The sequence below is a fragment of the Nonomuraea sp. NPDC001684 genome (genome assembly GCF_053596515.1).
On sequence record NZ_JBSFGJ010000018.1, the window covers coordinates 1 to 17,993 of the forward strand.

General features: G+C 71.5%; 16 protein-coding genes and 1 pseudogene. 6 read left to right on the forward strand and 11 right to left on the reverse strand.

Going from position 1 to position 17,993, the window contains the following annotated elements; translation table 11 throughout:
- Window positions 1-69 precede the first annotated feature (69 nt).
- The 5 genes and pseudogenes from ACWCSD_RS06165 to dacB form a co-directional block, all read right to left on the reverse strand.
- Window positions 70-1,089: pseudogene (locus ACWCSD_RS06165) on the reverse strand (ATP-dependent metallopeptidase FtsH/Yme1/Tma family protein); the annotation flags it as partial.
- Between the two features lie 238 nt (window positions 1,090-1,327).
- Window positions 1,328-1,879 carry a hypoxanthine phosphoribosyltransferase gene (gene hpt / locus ACWCSD_RS06170; RefSeq protein WP_352318606.1) on the reverse strand — a complete coding sequence of 184 codons (552 nt, stop codon included), beginning with the start codon at window positions 1,877-1,879 and terminating at the stop codon, window positions 1,328-1,330.
- 10 nt (window positions 1,880-1,889) lie between these two features.
- On the reverse strand, window positions 1,890-2,894 hold the full coding sequence (tilS, locus tag ACWCSD_RS06175; protein ID WP_449913334.1) for a tRNA lysidine(34) synthetase TilS: 1,005 nt from the start codon (window positions 2,892-2,894) through the stop codon (window positions 1,890-1,892).
- A 56-nt stretch (window positions 2,895-2,950) separates the two neighbouring features.
- Window positions 2,951-4,027: a zinc-dependent metalloprotease gene (locus ACWCSD_RS06180; RefSeq protein ID WP_352318602.1), complete on the reverse strand. Its 1,077-nt coding sequence runs from the start codon at window positions 4,025-4,027 to the stop codon at window positions 2,951-2,953.
- A 47-nt stretch (window positions 4,028-4,074) separates the two neighbouring features.
- Window positions 4,075-5,244, reverse strand: coding sequence for a D-alanyl-D-alanine carboxypeptidase/D-alanyl-D-alanine endopeptidase (gene dacB, locus ACWCSD_RS06185; protein ID WP_449913335.1), 1,170 nt, complete (start codon window positions 5,242-5,244; stop codon window positions 4,075-4,077).
- A 332-nt stretch (window positions 5,245-5,576) separates the two neighbouring features.
- Here dacB and ACWCSD_RS06190 point away from each other — a divergent pair, with 332 nt between their 5' ends.
- Window positions 5,577-6,068, forward strand: a complete 492-nt coding sequence (locus ACWCSD_RS06190) for an inorganic diphosphatase (protein ID WP_352318598.1) — start codon at window positions 5,577-5,579, stop codon at window positions 6,066-6,068.
- Window positions 6,069-6,071: 3 nt separating this feature from the next.
- On the opposite strand, the gene ACWCSD_RS06195 is transcribed toward ACWCSD_RS06190, so the two are convergent.
- The 5 genes from ACWCSD_RS06195 to ACWCSD_RS06215 all read right to left on the reverse strand — a co-directional run bounded on the left by ACWCSD_RS06195 (window position 6,072) and on the right by ACWCSD_RS06215 (window position 12,018).
- Window positions 6,072-7,193, reverse strand: a complete 1,122-nt coding sequence (locus ACWCSD_RS06195) for a C40 family peptidase (RefSeq protein ID WP_358291549.1) — start codon at window positions 7,191-7,193, stop codon at window positions 6,072-6,074.
- 68 nt (window positions 7,194-7,261) lie between these two features.
- The gene (locus tag ACWCSD_RS06200) at window positions 7,262-7,963 is read right to left on the reverse strand and encodes a hypothetical protein (protein ID WP_449913337.1); all 702 of its coding nucleotides are present in this window, start codon (window positions 7,961-7,963) and stop codon (window positions 7,262-7,264) included.
- A 7-nt stretch (window positions 7,964-7,970) separates the two neighbouring features.
- Complete coding sequence (locus tag ACWCSD_RS06205; protein WP_449913338.1) at window positions 7,971-9,440, reverse strand: RNA polymerase sigma factor; 1,470 nt, start codon at window positions 9,438-9,440, stop codon at window positions 7,971-7,973.
- Window positions 9,441-9,542: 102 nt separating this feature from the next.
- Window positions 9,543-10,343 (reverse strand): hypothetical protein, encoded by an 801-nt coding sequence (locus tag ACWCSD_RS06210; protein ID WP_358291543.1) that lies wholly within the window; start codon window positions 10,341-10,343, stop codon window positions 9,543-9,545.
- Between the two features lie 64 nt (window positions 10,344-10,407).
- Window positions 10,408-12,018: an ABC-F family ATP-binding cassette domain-containing protein gene (locus ACWCSD_RS06215; RefSeq protein ID WP_358291541.1), complete on the reverse strand. Its 1,611-nt coding sequence runs from the start codon at window positions 12,016-12,018 to the stop codon at window positions 10,408-10,410.
- A gap of 128 nt (window positions 12,019-12,146) precedes the next feature.
- Between ACWCSD_RS06215 and ACWCSD_RS06220 the strand changes: the two genes are divergently transcribed.
- The 5 genes from ACWCSD_RS06220 (at window position 12,147) to ACWCSD_RS06240 (ending at window position 16,592) form a co-directional block, all read left to right on the forward strand.
- Complete coding sequence (locus ACWCSD_RS06220; RefSeq protein ID WP_449913340.1) at window positions 12,147-13,316, forward strand: DUF4185 domain-containing protein; 1,170 nt, start codon at window positions 12,147-12,149, stop codon at window positions 13,314-13,316.
- The gene (locus ACWCSD_RS06225; protein ID WP_397155408.1) at window positions 13,313-14,323 is read left to right on the forward strand and encodes a DUF4432 family protein; all 1,011 of its coding nucleotides are present in this window, start codon (window positions 13,313-13,315) and stop codon (window positions 14,321-14,323) included. The genes ACWCSD_RS06220 and ACWCSD_RS06225 overlap by 4 nt, the downstream gene beginning before the upstream one ends.
- Entirely contained in the window at window positions 14,320-15,090 is a 771-nt protein-coding gene (locus ACWCSD_RS06230) for an SDR family NAD(P)-dependent oxidoreductase (protein ID WP_387671544.1), read from the forward strand. Before ACWCSD_RS06225 ends, ACWCSD_RS06230 begins: the two co-directional genes overlap by 4 nt.
- Before the next feature lie 177 nt (window positions 15,091-15,267).
- Window positions 15,268-15,687: a peptidase inhibitor family I36 protein gene (locus ACWCSD_RS06235; RefSeq protein ID WP_358291533.1), complete on the forward strand. Its 420-nt coding sequence runs from the start codon at window positions 15,268-15,270 to the stop codon at window positions 15,685-15,687.
- Entirely contained in the window at window positions 15,678-16,592 is a 915-nt protein-coding gene (locus ACWCSD_RS06240; RefSeq protein WP_357975420.1) for a hypothetical protein, read from the forward strand. Before ACWCSD_RS06235 ends, ACWCSD_RS06240 begins: the two co-directional genes overlap by 10 nt.
- Here ACWCSD_RS06240 and ACWCSD_RS06245 read toward each other — a convergent pair.
- Window positions 16,551-17,987, reverse strand: coding sequence for a S10 family peptidase (locus ACWCSD_RS06245; RefSeq protein ID WP_449913342.1), 1,437 nt, complete (start codon window positions 17,985-17,987; stop codon window positions 16,551-16,553). The two genes, ACWCSD_RS06240 and ACWCSD_RS06245, sit on opposite strands and share 42 nt — an antisense overlap.
- Window positions 17,988-17,993: the final 6 nt, after the last annotated feature.

Consider the following 17,993-nt stretch of genomic DNA (forward strand, 5'->3'; position numbering starts at 1 on the left):
TCGCGATCTCCTGCAGGATGGGCGCGACCTGACGGCACGGGCCGCACCACTCGGCCCAGAAGTCGACCCGACCGTGTCCTGCCGGTCGAAACGGCCCGGACGCAGCAGCGCCGGGTCGAGGATGTCGGGCCGGTTGGTCGCGGCGATGAGGATCACGCCGCCCTTGACGTCGAAGCCGTCCATCTCGACGAGCAGCTGGTTGAGGGTCTGCTCGCGCTCGTCGTGACCGCCGCCCAGGCCGGCGCCGCGGTGGCGGCCGACGGCGTCGATCTCGTCGATGAAGATGATCGCGGGGGCGTTGGCCTTGGCCTGCTCGAACAGGTCGCGCACGCGGGAGGCGCCGACGCCGACGAACATCTCGACGAAGTCGGAGCCGGAGATCGAGTAGAAGGGCACGCCCGCCTCGCCCGCGACCGCGCGGGCCAGCAGGGTCTTGCCGGTGCCGGGCGGGCCGTAGAGCAGCACGCCCTTGGGGATCTTCGCGCCGATCGCCTGGAACTTGGCCGGGGCCTGCAGGAACTCCTTGATCTCCTGGAGCTCCTCGATGGCCTCGTCGGCGCCGGCGACGTCGGCGAACGTGGTCTTGGGGGTGTCCTTGGTGATGAGCTTGGCCTTCGACTTGCCGAAGTTCATCACCCGGGAGCCGCCGCCCTGCATCTGGTTCATGATGAACAGGAAGATCAGCACGATGATGACGATCGGCAGGAAGCTCACCAGGATGCTGAGCAGGAAGTTCTCCTGGGGCACCTCGGTGGTGAAGCTCTTCGTCTTGTTGGCGTCGACCTGGGCCTGCAGCTCGTCGGTCAGCTTCGCGCCGTAGCCGCTGACCCAGTTGGACTGGATCAGCTTCGCCGGGGCGTCACCCGGCCGGACGACGATCGGCTTGATGAGGGTGAGCTCGACCCGATTGTCCTTGTCGACGACCTTGGCGCTGGTGAAATTGCCGGCGCGAATCTGCTGAAGGACCGTGGACGTGTCGGCCTGCTTGAAATTGCCCCCGCCGCTCCAGAGCTGGGTGACGAGCAGGAGCAGCACGACGATGCCCAGGATCCACAGCAGTGGCCCACGTGTAAATCGCTTGAGATCCATCCGATGCGGAACCCCTTGCGGGCCCGTCCCTTCCTGACCATGGCCTGGAACCCCGGGCTGGCCCGGGGCCGCGGCATCCGACACCGCGACTTCTGACTACCCGAAGGGGACTTGCGGTCACCCTTCCGGAGTCTGAAGGTACACCGGCACGGCGCACGGAGGGACCCGCCCGCTACACCGGTCTTGCCCTATCAACGTACGTCACGTTGCGCGATGTTCCCGGCCATGGCCGGGATTACTACTTATAAACGTGCGGCGCGAGCGTTCCGATGAACGGCAAATTGCGGTAGCGCTCCGCGTAGTCGAGCCCGTAGCCGATGACGAACTCGTTGGGAATGTCGAAGCCGACGTATTTCACGTCGATCGGCACCTTCACCGCGTCCGGCTTGCGCAGCGCGGCGCAGATCTCCAACGACGCCGGATTGCGCGACTTCAGGTTTTCCAGCAGCCAGTGGAGGGTCAGGCCCGAGTCGATGATGTCCTCGACGATGAGGACGTGGCGGTTCAAGATGTCGGTGTCGAGGTCCTTCAGCACCCGTACGACGCCGGAGGACTTGGTGCCCGCGCCGTAGGACGACACCGCCATCCAGTCCATCTGCACCGGCACGTGCAGGGCTCTGGCCAGGTCGGCCATCACCATGACCGCGCCCTTCAGCACGCCCACGAGCAGGACGTCCTTGCCCGCGTAGTCCTCGTCGATGCGCCCGGCAAGCTCTTTGATCTTGGCCTGGAGGTCGTCCTCGGGGATGAGGACCTTCTCCAGGTCTTTGCCCATGTCGGCAGCGTCCACCTGTGGTTCCTTAAACGATGGGACTGATGGCGAGTATCAGGGTGCCATACCGCCGAACTGCGGACAGACCTCCGGGTAGATCCACCGCCTTCTGCCCGTGCCATTGCGTGACCAGCCGATCGACCGCCAGCACGTGGGTGGCGGAAAGCGCGCCGGAGGGCGTGCCCGCCGCGATGGCCGCGCGCCGCAGCACCCTGCGGCGCACGGCGTCGGGCAGTTTCTCCAACTCGGGTACGGACAGGATGACGGACTCTCCGATATCGCTAAGAGCGCAATTCGGGAACGCCGATTCGGCCCACTGGTCGAGGGCGTCGGCGTCCTCCCGCGCCATTCCGGCGGTCCGCGCGAGCGCCTCGGCCACCCCCGGGCCGAGTTCCTCGTCGAGCATCGGCAGGATCCGCTTCCTGACGCGGACGCGGGTGTAGCGGGGGTCGTCGTTGTGCGGGTCGTCCCAGGGGACGAGGGACATGGCCGCGCAGGCGGCGACCGTCGTGGCCCTGGACAGGCCGAGGAAGGGCCGGCGGTAGCGGCCCGCGCGGGCGGCCATGCCGGAGATCGAGCGCAGCCCGCTCCCCCTGGCCAGCCCCAGCAGGACGGTCTCGGCCTGGTCGTCGCGGGTGTGGCCGAGCAGGACGGCGGCGGCCCCCAGGCGGTCGGCCGCCTCGGCCAGCGCGGCGTACCTGGCCTCGCGGGCGGCGGCCTCTGGGCCGCCGTCGGTGCCGACGGTGACGGTGAGCACCTCGGCCGGGGCCAGGCCGAGACCGGCGGCGATGCCGGCGACCTGCCGGGCGCGGTCGGCCGAGCCCGGCTGGAGCTGGTGGTCCACCGTGACCAGGCCCGCGCGCAGGCCGGCGCGGGGGGCGACGAAGGCCAGCGCCGCCGCCAGGGCCAGCGAGTCGGCGCCGCCGCTGCACGCGGCCAGGACGAGCGCGCCGGTGCCGGCGAGGTCGGTCAGCGACTCGCGGACGGCCCGGCGCACGTCGGCGACGGCTGGACGGGGACCCACAGGAGCCATTGTCCCGGCTGGGGAACCGGCCGCACGCCACGGCCGGGTCCCCCGGGACGGGAAGGTCAGGCGGGAAGGGCCGGGGTGCCGATGACGCGGTGGATCCAGGCGTCGGGGTCGGCGATCTCGGGGGTCGTGGGCAGGGTCTCCGGGGAGGTCCAGACCTTGTTGAAGCCGTCCATGCCGACCCGGTCGACCACCTTGCGGACGAACGCGGAGCCCTCGGCGTACTGCTTCATCTTGACCTCGATGCCCAGCAGGCGCCGGACCGTGCGGTCGAGCCGGGAGCCGCCCTCGCGGCGCTGGGCGAACTTGGCGCGGATCTCCGAGACCGACGGGACCACCGAGGGGCCCACGGCGTCCATGACGAAGTCGCCATGGCCTTCCACCAGGGTCATCACGGCCGTCAGGCGGTCGAGGATCTCCTTCTGGGCGGGCGACTGGATGGCGTCGATCAGGTTGCCCTCGCCGCCCCTGACCACGTCGGCCACCGTGTCGGCGGCGTTGCGCAGGCGGTCGAGGAGCGTGGGCAGGTCGAGGTCGGAGGCGAGCAGGAACTCGGTCATCTGCGACCTGACGTACTCGCGCAGCCAGGTGACGCCGGTGAACTGCACGCGGTGGGTCTCCTCGTGCAGGCACACCCACAGGCGGAAGTCGCGGGGCACGACGTTCATCTCGCGCTCGGCGTGGACGATGTTGGGCGCCACGAGCGTCAGGCGGCCGGTCGGCTCCTGGCCGGTCGGGTCGGGCGGCAGGAACAGCTCGTACTGGCCGAGCACCCGGGAGGCGAGGAAGGCGAGGACGGCCCCGACCTCGACGCCGGTGATGCGCGAGCCCACCGCGGTGACGATGGCGGGCGGCGGGTTGTCTCCGCCGCCCATGCGCTGGGTCAGCGGTTCGAGGACCACGCGGAAGCCCTCGACGTTGGCCTTGATCCAGCCCGGCCGGTCGACGATGGTCGCGGGCTGCGGCGCGGTCTCGGTGTGGATCTTCGTGAACTCGCGCACGTGGCCCTCGGCCTCACGTGACAGCGTGCGGAGCTCGGCGACGGCCTGCCTGGCCTCCTCCTTGCTCACCTGAGGACCGGGGCGCACCAGGCGCGTGCCGGTCGTGACGGCCAGATCCCAGTCGATCACCTGCATGACGTCCACCGTACGTTGTTCTCGTCACGCCTGCGAAGAAGCGGCGGTCAGGATCGCGCGACGATCGCGGCGAGCCTGTCGAGCACGGGCTCGGCGTTCACCGGCACGTCGTCGGCCAGGAAGGCGAAGGTGACCAGCCGGCCGTCTTTGGTGGTGGCGAGGCCCGCCAGGGTGTTGACGTTGTTGAGGGTGCCGGTCTTGGCGCGGACGAGGCCGACCTGGCCCTTGCTGTCGGCGCGGGTGAAGCGCTTGCCGTTGCCCAGCGTGCCGGAGAAGCCGGCGATCGGCATGCCCGAGTCGACGGCCCGCAGCTCGGGGTGCGCGGCCGAGCCGGCGATGGCGATGATCCTGGCCATGGCGTCGGCGCTGACCCGGTTGCGGATGGACAGGCCGCTGCCGTCGGCGACGCTGACGCCCTTGGTCACGCCGAGCCGCCGCATGACCCCGATCACCGCCTCCGCGGCCCCCGCGTACGACGCCTCCTTGCCCTCCTTGATGGCGACGTGCCTGGCCAGGGCCTCGGCCATGTCGTTGTCGCTGTGGGTCAGGGTGTGCTCGACCAGGGCGTACAGGGGGGCGGAGTCGACCTTGCCCAGCTCGGCGGCGCCCGCCGCTGCCCGCTCCTGGCGGACGTCCTTGGAGACGGCGACGCCGTACCTGGGCAGCAGCCGGGCGAAGGCGGCGGCGGCGTACGCGGCCGGGTCGGGCACGCGAGGCCGGGCGCCGGGGCGCTGGCGTCCCTCGTCCATGGCCAGGGCGTGGACGGGGGCCGCCTCGCCGTCGGGCACGTAGTTGGGCTTCCAGCCGGGCGCGATGCCCGGCCCGGTGAACAGGCTGTCGTCGTAGGAGAGCGTGACCTTCCTGACGCCCTTGGCCTTCAGCGCGGCGGCGGTCCGGGCGGCCAGGGTGGCGAGGGAGGCCTGCTTGGGATAGCCGGGCCTGGCCGACGGCCCGGCGAGCAGCGGGTCGCCGCCGCCCACCAGGACGATCGCGCCGGGCGCGCGGCCCTGGACGACGCGGGTGGAGAAGCGGGTGTCGGGGCCCAGCGAGGCGAGCGCCGCCGTGGTCGTGACGACCTTGTTCGTGGAGGCCGGGGTGATGCCCGTGTCGGGGTTGGAGGCGAAGATCCGGGCGCCGGTGGCGGCGTCGAGCACGACCGCGCCCACCCGGCCGCCGAGTGCTTTGTCACCCAGCGCGTCGGTGAGCTGGCGGGTCAAAGTACTCTTAGTCGGGAGAGGTCCGTTCCCTGACGTCGCCGAAAGCTGGGCCAGCACAGGCCCCGAGGTGACCACGGGGGCGGGGGGGATTCCCCGGGGAGACGCCGTCGGCCCGATCGGTGACGGCTGCCTCGTCAGCGCGCTCAGGTTGAAGTCGCTGGTCATGGCGTAGACGCCGATGACGATCGTGACGATCTGAAGCACGGCGAGAGTGGCCAGCATCATCGAACGCTCGTGCCGCGCCACGTCGCCTGACCTCTCTCCTGGTGTTCGCCTACGAGACATTAACGCCCAGCCGGGACTTCCCGGGGGCCTTGAGCGGAGGAACCGCGGTGGAGTTCGACGTTGTCGTTGAGATTCCCAAGGGGCAACGGAACAAGTACGAAGTGGACCACGAGACCGGGAAGATCAGGCTTGACCGGCTCCTGTTCACCTCCACGCAGTACCCCGCCGACTACGGCTTCATCGAGAACACCCTCGGCGAGGACGGTGACCCGCTCGACGCGCTGGTGCTGCTCCAGGAGCCGACGTTCCCGGGGTGCTACATCACCTGCCGCGCGGTCGGCATGTTCCGGATGACCGACGAGAAGGGCGGCGACGACAAGGTCCTGTGCGTGCCCTCGACCGACCCCCGGATGCACCACATCCAGGACATCCACCACGTGTCGGAGTTCGACCGGCTGGAGATCCAGCACTTCTTCGAGGTCTACAAGGACCTTGAGCCCGGCAAGTCCGTCGAGGGCGCCAACTGGGTCGGGCGCATCGAGGCCGAGGCCGAGATCGAGCGCTCGTTCCACCGGGCCAAGGACGCGGGTCACCACTGATCCTCACCGGGGCCTGGTGGCGCCCACCAGGTCCCCTCTCCAGATCGGGGCGACCCGTACCACGTCACCGGTCTGGGGCGCGTGCACCATCTGGCCCTGGCCGACGTAGATGCCCACGTGGTGGATCGTGCCGGGGTCGTCGGTGATGCGGCCGAAGAACAGCAGGTCGCCGCGGCGGAGCTGGTCCAGCGGCACGTGCGGGCCGGACGTCCACTGGGTTCCGGTCCAGTGGTCCAGGCGCACGCCCACCTGCTCCCAGGCGCGCATGACCAGGCCGGAGCAGTCGTAGGTGTCGGGGCCCGCGGCGGCCCACACGTACGGCTTGCCGAGCTGGGTCAGCGCCCAGTTGGCGGCCAGGTTGCCGCCCGCCGAGCCCGCCGCCAGGCCGGCCGCCGACAGGGCCAGGGCCCGCCGTCTGGCCAGCAGCTCGGCGTGGCTGCGGGCGGCGTTCACCCGGTGCTGGAGCTGCCGCCGCTCCACCCGGAGGGTGCGCGTCTCGCGGCGCTGCCGGGCGACGGCCGCCTCCGCTGCCAGCTTCGCCCGCCGGGCGCGCTCCGAGGCGGCCTGCCGGGCGTCGTAGGCGTTCTGCGCCTGCGTCCGCAGGATGGCGGCGACCTCCTGGGCGTCGCGCATCCTGCGCAGGATCTGGGCCCGCTCGTCGCCGAGCTGGCCGAGCACGCTCGCCCGGTGCAGGAAACCGTCGACGCCGCCCTCGTCGATGAGCATGCCGACGATCGGGTCCAGCGCCGTCATCCCGCCGTAGCTCTGCGCGGCGAGCAGCGCGACGGCCTGCCGGGCGCGCTCGGCCTCGGCGTCGGCCGCCGCCTGACGCGCCTGGGCCTGCGCGTACGACTGCTCGGCCTGCCGCAGCCGGACCAGCTCGCCGTTGTACGCCTCCACCTGCCGTTCCACGGCCGCGGCCAGCTCGTCGAGCCTGGACTGGGCCACGGCCAGCCCGGCGCTGGCCACCCCCAGCTCCTTCGAGCGCTCGCGGGCGGCCGCGCGCGCCTTCTTCACGTCCTTGGCCGACGGCATGGGGTCGGCCAGCACTGGCGAGCCCGGAGTGAGCGGACACAGGGTGGCCAGCAGGACGCACGCCAGGAGCCCAGCCCGAAATGCGCGCATAGGTCCCCCCGGAAACAGATGGTTACTCTATGCACACAGTTCCCAGCGCTTTCATGCGCGTAACGTCATCACCGCAGGCGGAAGAGCCGTTCTATCCACGGACGGATTCCGGTGACCACCGGCCGGGCGGCCCGCGGGTAGGTGAAGACGGGGGTCTGGACGCCGTACGCGGCGTGCAGCTCGGCGGCCTTGCACCAGTCGGCGGTCACGCGGGCCGCGGCCCATGCCGCCGCGATGGCCGGTCTGGCCTCCGGATGGCGGTCGTAGGTCTGGAAGAGGGTCATCGCGGCGTCGGCGGCGGCGTGACCGTCGCCCGGGTAGGCGGTGCCGGCCAGGTAGGGGGCGGTGACCCGGCCGCCGTGGCAGGTGTCGAGCACCCAGGTCCAGTTGGCCGTCACCAGCCCGAGCACAGGCTCGGGGACGTCGGCGGCGGCGCCGTACATGCGGTCCTGGCGGGGGCCGGTCAGGCGGCGGGCGTCCCACATCCAGTCGAGCTCGTCCGGCTGCGGGCCGCCGGCCAGCCAGGACAGCACCGCCAGGCCGCGCGCGGTGCGCAGGCGGCACAGGTCGAGCACGTGGCGCAGCATGCGGGGGCCGCGGTCGAGCCAGGTCGGCCAGTCGACGCGGTGCCCCCTCGGCACCAGCTCGGCCACCCGCCCCGGGACGGGCGACGGGCAGACCCGGCGCCCCAGATGCGGATCCTGACGCACCTCGAACGCCTCCACGATGCGCCCGACGAGCCGGTCCTGGTGCGTCTCCAGAAGCTCCACGGGGTGCTCAGCCGCTCTCGACGGGGGTGACGGGCTCCTCGGTGGGGGTGTGCGTGGGGCCGGGCGTCGCCGTCTCCGAGGGCGTGGTGGTGGGCGCGGGCGTCTCGGTGGGCGTCGGAGCGGGGGTGGGGGTCGGCACCGGCGGGGTCCGGGTGGGCGGGCGCGTGCCGGGTTCGCCGTGGGGCGGGTGGCCCGGCTCACCGTGCGGCGGATGACCCGGGTGGCCGGTACGGCCGGGCAGACCGGGCTGGCCGTACGTCGGCTCGCCGGGGTCCTCGCCGGGCGGGTCGGTCCGCGGCGGGCCGTCGGGCGTCGGCCGCGGCTCGCCGGGCGCGGGTTCGGCGGGCGGCGAGCTCGCGTACGTGGGCACGAGCACGGCCGGCGGCACCGGCGTCGTCGAGCCGAGCATGCCGAACGGCTCGGGCGCGGCGCTGTCGAGGATGGGCGCTACGGTCAACTGGGCGTCCTGCGGGTCGGGTTGCCAAGGCAGTCTGATGCCGGGCGGCTCGCCGGTGGCGGGGAACGCGGCCGTCGCCACCCCGGCGAGACCGCCGTTGTCCTTGCCGAACTGGTTGAAGATCACTGCTATCGCCACCACGGTCGCGACCGCCGCCAGCGCGCCCGCCACCGCCTGAGGCCACCTTCGAGCCGCCGTCTGCGTGGGAACGGGAAATCCGGCGGCGTCCAGGGAGGCCGTGCGCCGGGCGACGTAGCGGCGGTAGGGCAGCAGCTCGGGGTCGGCGAAGCAGCTCATGACCCTGATGCGCAGGGCCTCGGGGAGCGCGGCGGCGGGCAGCAGGCCGAAGACCTTGGCGGCCGAGGCCTGGCGGGCGCGGTGGGGGGCGCAGACCTCGCAGCGGGCGACGTGCCCGACCAGGTGCTCGCGCATCTCCCTGGTGAGGTCGCCGGTGAAGCCGGCCAGGATCCGGGCCCGGCGCGGGCAGTCGTAGGGGCCCTTGCGCGCCAGGATCTCGGCGGTGACGGCATCGGTGAGACGATCGCGCGCCTGCTCCCTGGCCTGCTCGACCTGGCGCGGCGGGATCGCGAGCACCTGCGACAGCGCGGCGGTGTCCAGCGCGTGCCTGGTCGCCAGCTCCAGCACCTCGCGGTCGGCGACGGGCAGGCTCACGACCGCGTTCCAGGCCATGAGCCGCAGGTCGGCGTCGGCGGGGTCGTCCAGCGGCGGAGCCTCGGCCAGGACCTCGTCGGCGCCGGGCGGCGCGGCCATCCGGCGGCGCAGGCATTCCTGCCGGGCCAGGGCGAGCAGCCAGACCCGGAACCTGTCCGGCTGGGACAGCGCGCCCGCGTGCGCCTCGGCGGCGATCAGCGTGTCACGCAGGGCCACCTGGGCGCTGTCGGTGTCGAGGAGGAGGGACCAGCAGTAGCGGTAGACGTTCTCCGCGTGCGTGTCGTAGAGCGCGGCGAGGGCTCCCGGGTCGCGGGTGCGGAGTGCCTCCACCAGGACGCGGTCATTCATGTGACCGAAGGTAATGGATCGGTAACTAGTAGTTCTACCGGTTCCGCCGCTTCTACCGCGACCCCGCCAATTTCCCAAGCAATTTGTTCGGACTAATACCGATTATTGCTTTACCTGCCCCATGGCCTCGCTCCCCCGGTCCACCGCGAACGGCTCGGAGGTGGGTTTGACCGTGTGCACCGGGAGCGCGCCGCCCATCGCCAGGTCCTCGTAGGGACGGCCGGTCGAGCCCCAGGTCCGGGCGGTGACGTCGGTCTTGGCGACCTTGCTGTCCTTGGGCAGTCCGGCCACGGTGAGGATGAACCTGGGCGGGCTGCCGGCCTTCACGTCGTCCACGAACGTGCTGCCGCCGCCGAGCAGTTTGCCGGCCGCGTCGCGCAGCAACGCGTTCACCACCAGGCTGCTCGCCGGCAATTGATACGGATTCCCGACATAGCCGGTAATAAGGTAAGAGCCGTCTTTTTGGCGCATTGTCTGGACGCGCGTGATCGGGAACGACTGGAACGACGACGGGATGCGCGCGGCGGACCGCCACTGCGCCGGACGGTACTGGATGGTCACCTTCACCGGCTTCTCGGTGGCGGACGCCTGGCCGGTGAAGGCCAGGGAGCCGCCCGGCGGCACGGCGTCGAGCGGCTGGTCCATGCGCACCACCTCGGTGCCGGCGGCGTCGCGGCCCACGATGGTGGCCACCACATGCTCGCCGAAGTGCCACGGGTTGGCGTTGCTGAGCACGCCCGCCCAGTTGACGGCGTAACCGTCGGTGGACTTGGCGATGTTCGAGACCTGCTCCTTGAGAACGAGCGGCTTGAGCGATTGGGCGGGCTGGTCCTCACTTGAACAACCGGCGAGGCAGATCGCCCCGAGTGCGAGGAGGCTGACGGTTCGGCTACGCGGGATCACTTTGCCGTGATAACCCGTGCATGGGCACGGCTGGCAGATGACACGCGCCGGGCGTACCAACTCTTTAACGCCTCCGGACGACCCTCGTCTCGTCCCACACCGGCTCGGACGACTCGTAGACCGTGCCGTCGGAGCCGAAGACCAGGAAACGGTCGAAGTCGGCGGCGAACCAGCGGTCGTGGGTGACCGCCATGACCGTGCCGTCGAACGCGTCGAGGCCCACCTGGAGCGCCTCGGCGCTGGCCAGGTCGAGGTTGTCGGTCGGCTCGTCGAGCAGGAGCAGCGTGGCGCCCGACAGCTCCAGCAGCAGGATCTGCAGCCGCGCCTGCTGGCCTCCGGACAGCGTGTCGAACCGCTGCTCGGCGATCAGCCCGGCCAGCTCGTAGCGGGCCAGCGTCTTCATGGCCTCGTTCTTGAGCTTGGCGTGCTCGTTCATCACGATCTCGACCGGGGTGCGGCCGAGCAGGTCGGGCCGGGAGTGGGTCTGGGCGAAGTGCCCCGGGACGACCCGGGCGCCGAGTCTGGCCACGCCGGTGTGCGCGACGGGCTCGCCGGCCACCAGGCGCAGGAAGTGGGACTTGCCCGAGCCGTTGGAGCCGAGGACGGCGACCCGCTCGCCGTACCAGATCTCCAGGTCGAACGGGCGCATCAGGCCGGTCAGCTCCAGGCCCTCGCAGATGACCGCGCGCTTGCCCGTGCGGCCGCCGCGCAGGCGCATCTTGATGTTCTGGTCGGCGGGCGCCTGCTCGGGCGGGCCCGCCTCGACGAACCTGCGCAGCCGGGTCTGGGCCGCGTGGTAGGGGGCGGCCATGCCGTCGTTGTACCTGGCCTTGTTCTTCAGCATGTTGACCAGGGCCTTGAGCTTGGCGTGCTCTTCGTCCCAGCGCCTGCGCAGCTCGTCGAGCCGCTCGTTGCGGGCCTTGCGGGCCTCGGCGTAACCGGCGAAGCCGCCGCCGTGGATCCAGATGTTGCCCGACTCGACCGTGACGATGCGGTCGGCGGCGTTGGCGAGGAGCTGGCGGTCGTGGCTGACCAGCAGCACGGTCTTGGGCGTCTCGCGCAGCTGCTGCTCCAGCCACTCCTTGCCGGGCACGTCGAGGTAGTTGTCGGGCTCGTCGAGCAGCAGGGTCTGGTCGGGGCCGCGCAGCAGCGCCTCCAGGACGAGCCGCTTCTGCTCGCCGCCGGACAGGGTGGCCACGTCGCGGTACTTCACCCGGTCGAACGGGACGCCGAGGGCCGAGACCGTGCAGGTGTCCCAGAGCACCTCGATCTCGTAGCCGCCGGCGTCGGTGTAGTCGCTGATGGCCTGCGCGTAGCGCATCTGCGCCTTCTCGTCGTCGCGCTCCATCATCACCAGCTCGGCCGCGTCGAGCCGCTCGGCCGCCTGCCGCACGGCCGGCGGGGCGACGCCGAGCAGCAGGTCGCGCACGTTGCTCCCGTCGCGCACGTTGCCGATGAACTGGCGCATCACGCCCAGCCCGCCGGAGCTGGTGACGCTGCCCTCGACGGGCTCCAGGTCGCCCGCGACCAGGCGCATGAGGGTGGTCTTGCCCGCGCCGTTGGGCCCGACGAGCGCCGCCTTGACACCGTCGCCGATCCGGAAGGAGACGTCGTTGAGCAGGGGCCTGCCGTCGGGCAGCACGTACGTCAGATGTCCTACTTCAACGTGGCCCATCCGGGCAGGCTACCGGCCGCCCGCGACCACCGGCACCCGGTTTTCGGCCGGTGCTCCGGGGGCCCTGGACAGCAAGTGATCTAATGACTAGAACTGTACGGGACTCCCCCAGCCCCTAGGAACCGGTGATGACGCGATTCCGCTCCTCCCTCCTCCCCCTCGCCGTCGCCCTGCTCGGCCTGGTCGCCGTCCCGCAGCAGGCGTGGGCCGCGCCGCCCAAGCCGGTGCCGCCGTCGGCCGGCGTGACGCGGGAACCGTCCGGGCCGGTCTCGGCGTGCGCGCCCACCGTGCGCGGCGCGTCCGTGGACGCCCGGCTGACCAGCCTGTTCACCTCGTACGGCAACGACAACAGCCGCCTGGACGACTGGACGGGAGCCGACGGCACCTACTCGCTCCGGCTGCCGAACGGCCGTGAGCTGTGGGTGTTCTCCGACACCTTCCTCGGCCAGGTCAACGCCGACGGCTCCCGGCCGCCCGTCGTCGAGGAGGGCGGCAGCACCGTCTTCCTGAACAACTCCTTCGCCGTCGAGCGGGACGGGCGGCTGTCCACCGTCCACGACGGCACGGCCGCGAAGCCCGAAGCCGTGATGCCGCCGCGCGACGACAAGCACTGGTTCTGGGCCGGGGACGCCACGCTGGCCGGCGGCCTGGTCGAGGTCACCTACCAGGAGTACGAGCGGTTCGGCCCCGGCGCGTGGGACTGGCGCTGGCACCGCAACGTGGTGGCCAGGTTCGCGCCCGGCCGGCTCGACCAGCCGATCAGCGTGCACGACCTGCCCTCGGGCCACGGCGTCTCCTGGGCCTCCGGCCTGCTGAAGGACGGCGGCTACACCTACGTGTACGGCGTCGAGGACCTCGGCTCGGCCAAGTACATGCACCTCGCCCGGGTCAGGGGCCAGAGCCTGCTGGGCGCGTGGGAGTTCCGCACGGCCGACGGCTCGTGGTCACCGGACGAGACCGACTCGGCCCGCATCATGGGCGGGGTGGCGAACGAGTACAGCGTCACCCGGGTCGGATCCGGATATGTCCTGATCACGCATGACACCACCGAGGTGCTCAGCCCCAACATCGTGGCCTACTCCTCCTGCTCGCCCACCGGCCCCTTCACCGGCAAGCAGCACGTCTACACCACCCCCGAGACCAGCGGGAACGTCTTCACCTACAACGCCCACGCCCACCCCGACGTCGCCGGGAACGGCCTGGTGGTCTCCTACAACGTCAACAGCTTCGTCAACACCGACCACTACCGGGACGTGTCGATCTACCGGCCCAGGTTCCTGGACGTGACGTTCGGGTGAGGCGCAACTGGGCGGCGCGCCTGCGGCATTTCACCCTCGACGGGCTGCGGGCGGTCACGCTGGAGAACGAACGGCTGCGCGTGACCGTCCTGCCGGACAAGGGCGGCGACGTGGTGGAGTTCCTGCACAAGCCCACCGACACCGACTTCGTCTGGCTCTCCCCGCAGGGCCTGCGCGACCCGCGCGACCACCGTCACGGCGCGGCCGACGACGTCGCCCAGTTCGTCGACCACTACGAGGGCGGCTGGCAGGAGGTCTTCCCCAACGGCGGCGCGCCGAGCGAGTACCGGGGGGCGCGCCTGGCCCAGCACGGCGAGGTCGCCGGGCTGCCGTGGTCGTGCGAGGTGGTGGCCGACTGCGCGGAGGAGGTCGCGGTGCGGCTCGCCGTGCGGACCCGGCGGCTGCCGTACCGGGTGGAGAAGGTGTTCCGGCTCCGGGCGGGCACGGCCGCGCTGGAGGTCGAGGGGCGGGCGACCAACGAGGCGGACCTCGCGCTGCACGCGATGTGGGGCCAGCACATCGTCTTCGGGGCGCCGTTCCTGCGGGCGGGCGCGCGGATCCGGCTGCCCGAAGGCGTGCGGGTGATCCCGCACGCGACGCCGATCGGCCCGGCCGGGCGCCGGGTGCGGGCCGGCGGGCCGTGGCGGTGGCCGGTGGTGCCCGCCGACGGGGGCGGCGAGACGGACCTGAGCGTGGTGCCCGAGCGGGGCGGGCCGAGCGACATCGTGTACCTCACGGGTTTCCCGGAGGGTTGGTACGAAATTTCAGGGGATATCGGTATCCGGGTGGAGTGGGATGCGGCGCTCCTCCCCTACCTGTGGATGTGGCAGGAGCTCGGCGCGTCCACCGGCTACCCCTGGTGGGGACGGGCCTGCACGCTGGGGCTCGAACCGTTCGCCGGCATGCCGACCGACGGCCTGGCCGCCGCCGTGGCCAACGGCAGCGCCCTGCCGCTCGGACCGCAGGAGACCAAGGTGTCGAGATGGCGCGCGGAGGTGCTGGCGTGAGTGAGTTTTCCGGCAAGGTGGCGCTGGTCACCGGCGGATCGATGGGCATCGGGCGGGCGGTGGTCGACCGGCTGGCCGACGGCGGCGCGAACGTGGTGTTCTGCGGCGTGGACGAGGACGCGGCGCTCGACAGCGAGCACGTCACCGGCGTCGTCGCCGACGTGCGCCGGGCCGGCGACATGCGCGACCTCGTGGACCTGGCCGTGACCAGGTACGGCGGCCTCGACGTCGTCGTCACCTGCGCCGGCGTCCAGCGGTACGGCACGGTCGAGGACACCCCGGAGGAGGTGTGGGACGAGGTCATGGACGTCAACCTCAAGGGCGTCTACCTCACCTGCAAGGCCGCCGTGCCGAGGCTCAGGGAACGCGGCGGCGGCTCGATCGTGGTCATGTCGTCGGTGCAGGCGTTCTCGTCGCAGGCGCAGGTGGCCGCCTACACCGCGAGCAAGGCCGCCCTGAACGGCCTGACCAGGGCCATGGCGCTCGACCACGCGGCCGACGGCATCCGGGTCAACGTGGTCTGCCCCGGCTCGGTGGACACCCCCATGCTGCGCTGGGCGGCCGACCTGTGGCGGGGCGACCTGTCGCAGGAGGAGCAGGTCGAGCAGTGGGGGAAAGCCCATCCGCTGGGCCGCGTGGGCCGCGCGGAAGAGGTGGCCGAGCTGGTGGCGTTCCTGGCGGGGCCGCGTTCGTCGTTCATCACCGGGGCCGAGCACCGCGTGGACGGCGGCCTGCTGGCCCGGAACCCGGCGGCGCTCCCCGACTAGGTCGAGTAAGTCCCCAGTCGCCTCCCGAACCTGGCAATCGTTGCGTCAATCCGGCGAAGTGCCAGGTGGTGAGCCTGGTAACCAAGGTCTCTGCGTGTATTCGAGGGTGGGTCCCGAGCCCCCTCACAACACGCTTGGTACGGGTTCCGAAACGACTCACCGATCTAGGAGAGACCTGTGAGGCTCACCAAGAAGGCCGCCGGCTTCATCGCCGCGGCCGCGCTGTTCACCGTGGTCGTCCCGGCTGCCGCGGCTGAGGCCAGCCCACGCTCGACGTGCTACGGCGGCCGCGTCTGCCTGTACGCCGGTTTCGACTACAACCGGGGCCAGAGCGACCACTGGCGCGACTTCACGGCCGACGACTCCGACCTGGCCGACAACAACTGGCTGAACTGGGACTTCAGCAACACCTGGCACAGCATGGACAACGAGACCAGCTCCGTCAGGAACCGGGTCGGCTGCAGCGCCACCCTCTGGCAGCACGCCGACTACACCGGTGCGCACAGCACCTTCACCCACAACTCCAACGACGGTTACCTGTCGAACAACGCCATCGGCAACAACCGCACCAGCTCGATCGACATCTGGTGCCGCTGAGAAATAACGGGAGTGCCGGTTTCCGGGCTTGGCCGCCGGAAACCGGCTGTCGCGGCCTCCTGGCGGGCGCGCTGCTGCTGTCCGTCGCGGCCTGCGCCGCCGGCGAGCCCGTACGCGAGCGGCCCCCGGCGGGCGTGACCTCGGTGTCGCAGCTCGTGTTGCCGTTCGACGCCTACAAGCCGACTCCCGAGCAGCGGGCCGTCCTGGGCAATGCCCACAACCACCTGGTCGCGCGGTGCATGAGCCGCCGCGGCCTCACCGTCACCCCACCCGCGGAGGACGCCGCCGAGCTGGCGGCGATCGACCCGGGCAACTCCCGCCGCTACGGCGTCGTGGACACCTCGGCCGCCCAGCGGTACGGCTACCACCTGGCCAGGCCCCCGTCCCCGGACACCACCGGCTCCTGGGTCAACAAGCTGCCCAAGCACACTCGCCACCGCCTGTACGGCACCGCCGCCGACCGCGGCTGCCTCGACCGCGCCTCCGCCGAGCTGGAGGGCGGCACCCGCCAGGCGGACTGGCCCTGGCTGGGCCTGCAGGACTCGCTCACCCTGGAACAGGCCGCCAAGCACGGCGGCGTGGCCGCGGCGACCAGGCGCTGGCAGTCGTGCATGACCCAGGCGGGACACCCCTACCCCGACCCGGAGTCGGCCATCGCCGACTCCCGCTGGAACCTGGAGAAGCCGGACGTGAGCGAGGAGGAGAAGCTGACGGCCGTCGCCGACACGACCTGCAAGTGGGCCTCGGGCCTGGTCGCCGCCTGGTTCTCGGCCGACGCCGAGCTTCAGCGCGCGGTCATCCGGGACAACCGGGAACGCTTCGACGCGCTCGCGGCCAGCCTGCGGCAGCGGCTGGAGCGCGCCTCACGCCTGCTGTCCGAGCACGAAGGCCGCCAGGTCGGCTGACTGGCGCAGCCTGCTGGGCTCGTGCACGTACATCATGTGGCCGGCCTCGTAGTACTTGAACTCGACGTTGGCGGCCAGCTCGGCGGGCACGGGCAGGTGAGCGAAGGCGTGCTCGGCCGCGTAGTACGGCGTGGCGCCGTCGTGGTAGCCGCAGGCCACGTGCACGCGCAGGTGCGGGTTGGTGCGCATGGCGGCGCCGAGCCGGTCGGTCACGCTGACGTGCGCGCCCTCGAACTCCTTGAACGACCACGGGTACACCCGCTCGGTGAGCACCTCGTAGGGCAGGTCGTTGGCGTAGCCCAGCTCGGTCCGCACGTAGTGGTTGAGCGCGGCGCTGTAGGGGCCCATGATGGCGTTCGAGCTGGGGTCGGCGGCGAAGTGCTCACGCCCGCCGTCGGGGTCCCAGCCGGTGAAGCGGCCGTCGAGCCTGCCGACGGTCAGCCGGCGGTCGCGCAGCAGTTCGGTGAAGAAGCGGATGTGCTCGATGCGCAGGTTGACGCGGTCGACGTAGTCCTCGGACAGGCCGGACAGCGCGGCGACCCTGGAGACCGCGGCGGCGCGCTCGCCGGCGGTGAGGCGGTTGCCGCGGGCCAGGGCCCACGGGTAGTCCCGGGAGGCGTACTCCTCGGCCTCGCGCAGCACGTCGGCCAGCGGGCGGTCGCCGTGCAGCCCGTGATAGTGCGCGATGGCGGCATAGGTCGGGAGATAGAGGGCGTAGGCCAGGTCGTTGCCCTCGTTGAACTCCCCGGTCGCGTAGTCGAGCACCGAGGAGATCAGCATCACGCCGTTGAGGTACATGCCGTACCGCGACTGCAGGTGGTCGGCCAGCCCGGCCGCCCTGACCGTGCCGTACGACTCGCCGGCCAGGAACTTCGGCGACATCCACCGCGCGTTCCTGGTCGTCCACAGCCGGATCACCTCGCCGACCAGCTCCAGGTCGCCGCGGAACCCGTGGTACGGCTCGGCCTTCTCGCCCTCGGCCGCCCGCGAGTAGCCGGTGGACATCGGGTCGATGACGACCAGGTCGCTCACCTTGAGCAGGGTCTCGTCGTTGTCGGCCAGCGCGTACGGCGGCGGCAGCAGCGCGCCCGCGTCCCCCATCACGACCCGGCGCGGGCCGAGGATGCCGAGGTGCAGCCACACGCTCGACGACCCCGGCCCGCCGTTGAAGGCGAACGTGACCGGCCTGGTCAGCGGGTCGGCGTCGTCGAGGGTGTAGGAGGTGAGGAACACCTCGGCCTTCGGGCGGTGGCCGTCGAACGCGCCGTCCGTGAACACCTCCTCGCGCACCACCATGGTTCCGGCGGTGGCGGTGTACCCCTGACCGGTCGGCAGGGTGTGCCGGGTGGTGACGAGGTTGTCGGCGGGCTTCTTTGTCTGTACTTCGTCGGACATAGCGGC

Coding starts and splice junctions, on each gene's coding strand:
- ACWCSD_RS06215 (WP_358291541.1), bottom strand. CDS start 12,018: ATGGGCCACGTTGAAGTAGGACATCTGACGTACGTGCTGCCCGACGGC.
- ACWCSD_RS06195 (WP_358291549.1), bottom strand. CDS start 7,193: ATGCGCGCATTTCGGGCTGGGCTCCTGGCGTGCGTCCTGCTGGCCACC.
- ACWCSD_RS06245 (WP_449913342.1), bottom strand. CDS start 17,987: ATGTCCGACGAAGTACAGACAAAGAAGCCCGCCGACAACCTCGTCACC.
- ACWCSD_RS06180 (WP_352318602.1), bottom strand. CDS start 4,027: ATGCAGGTGATCGACTGGGATCTGGCCGTCACGACCGGCACGCGCCTG.
- tilS (WP_449913334.1), bottom strand. CDS start 2,894: ATGGCTCCTGTGGGTCCCCGTCCAGCCGTCGCCGACGTGCGCCGGGCC.
- ACWCSD_RS06220 (WP_449913340.1), top strand. CDS start 12,147: ATGACGCGATTCCGCTCCTCCCTCCTCCCCCTCGCCGTCGCCCTGCTC.
- ACWCSD_RS06205 (WP_449913338.1), bottom strand. CDS start 9,440: ATGAATGACCGCGTCCTGGTGGAGGCACTCCGCACCCGCGACCCGGGA.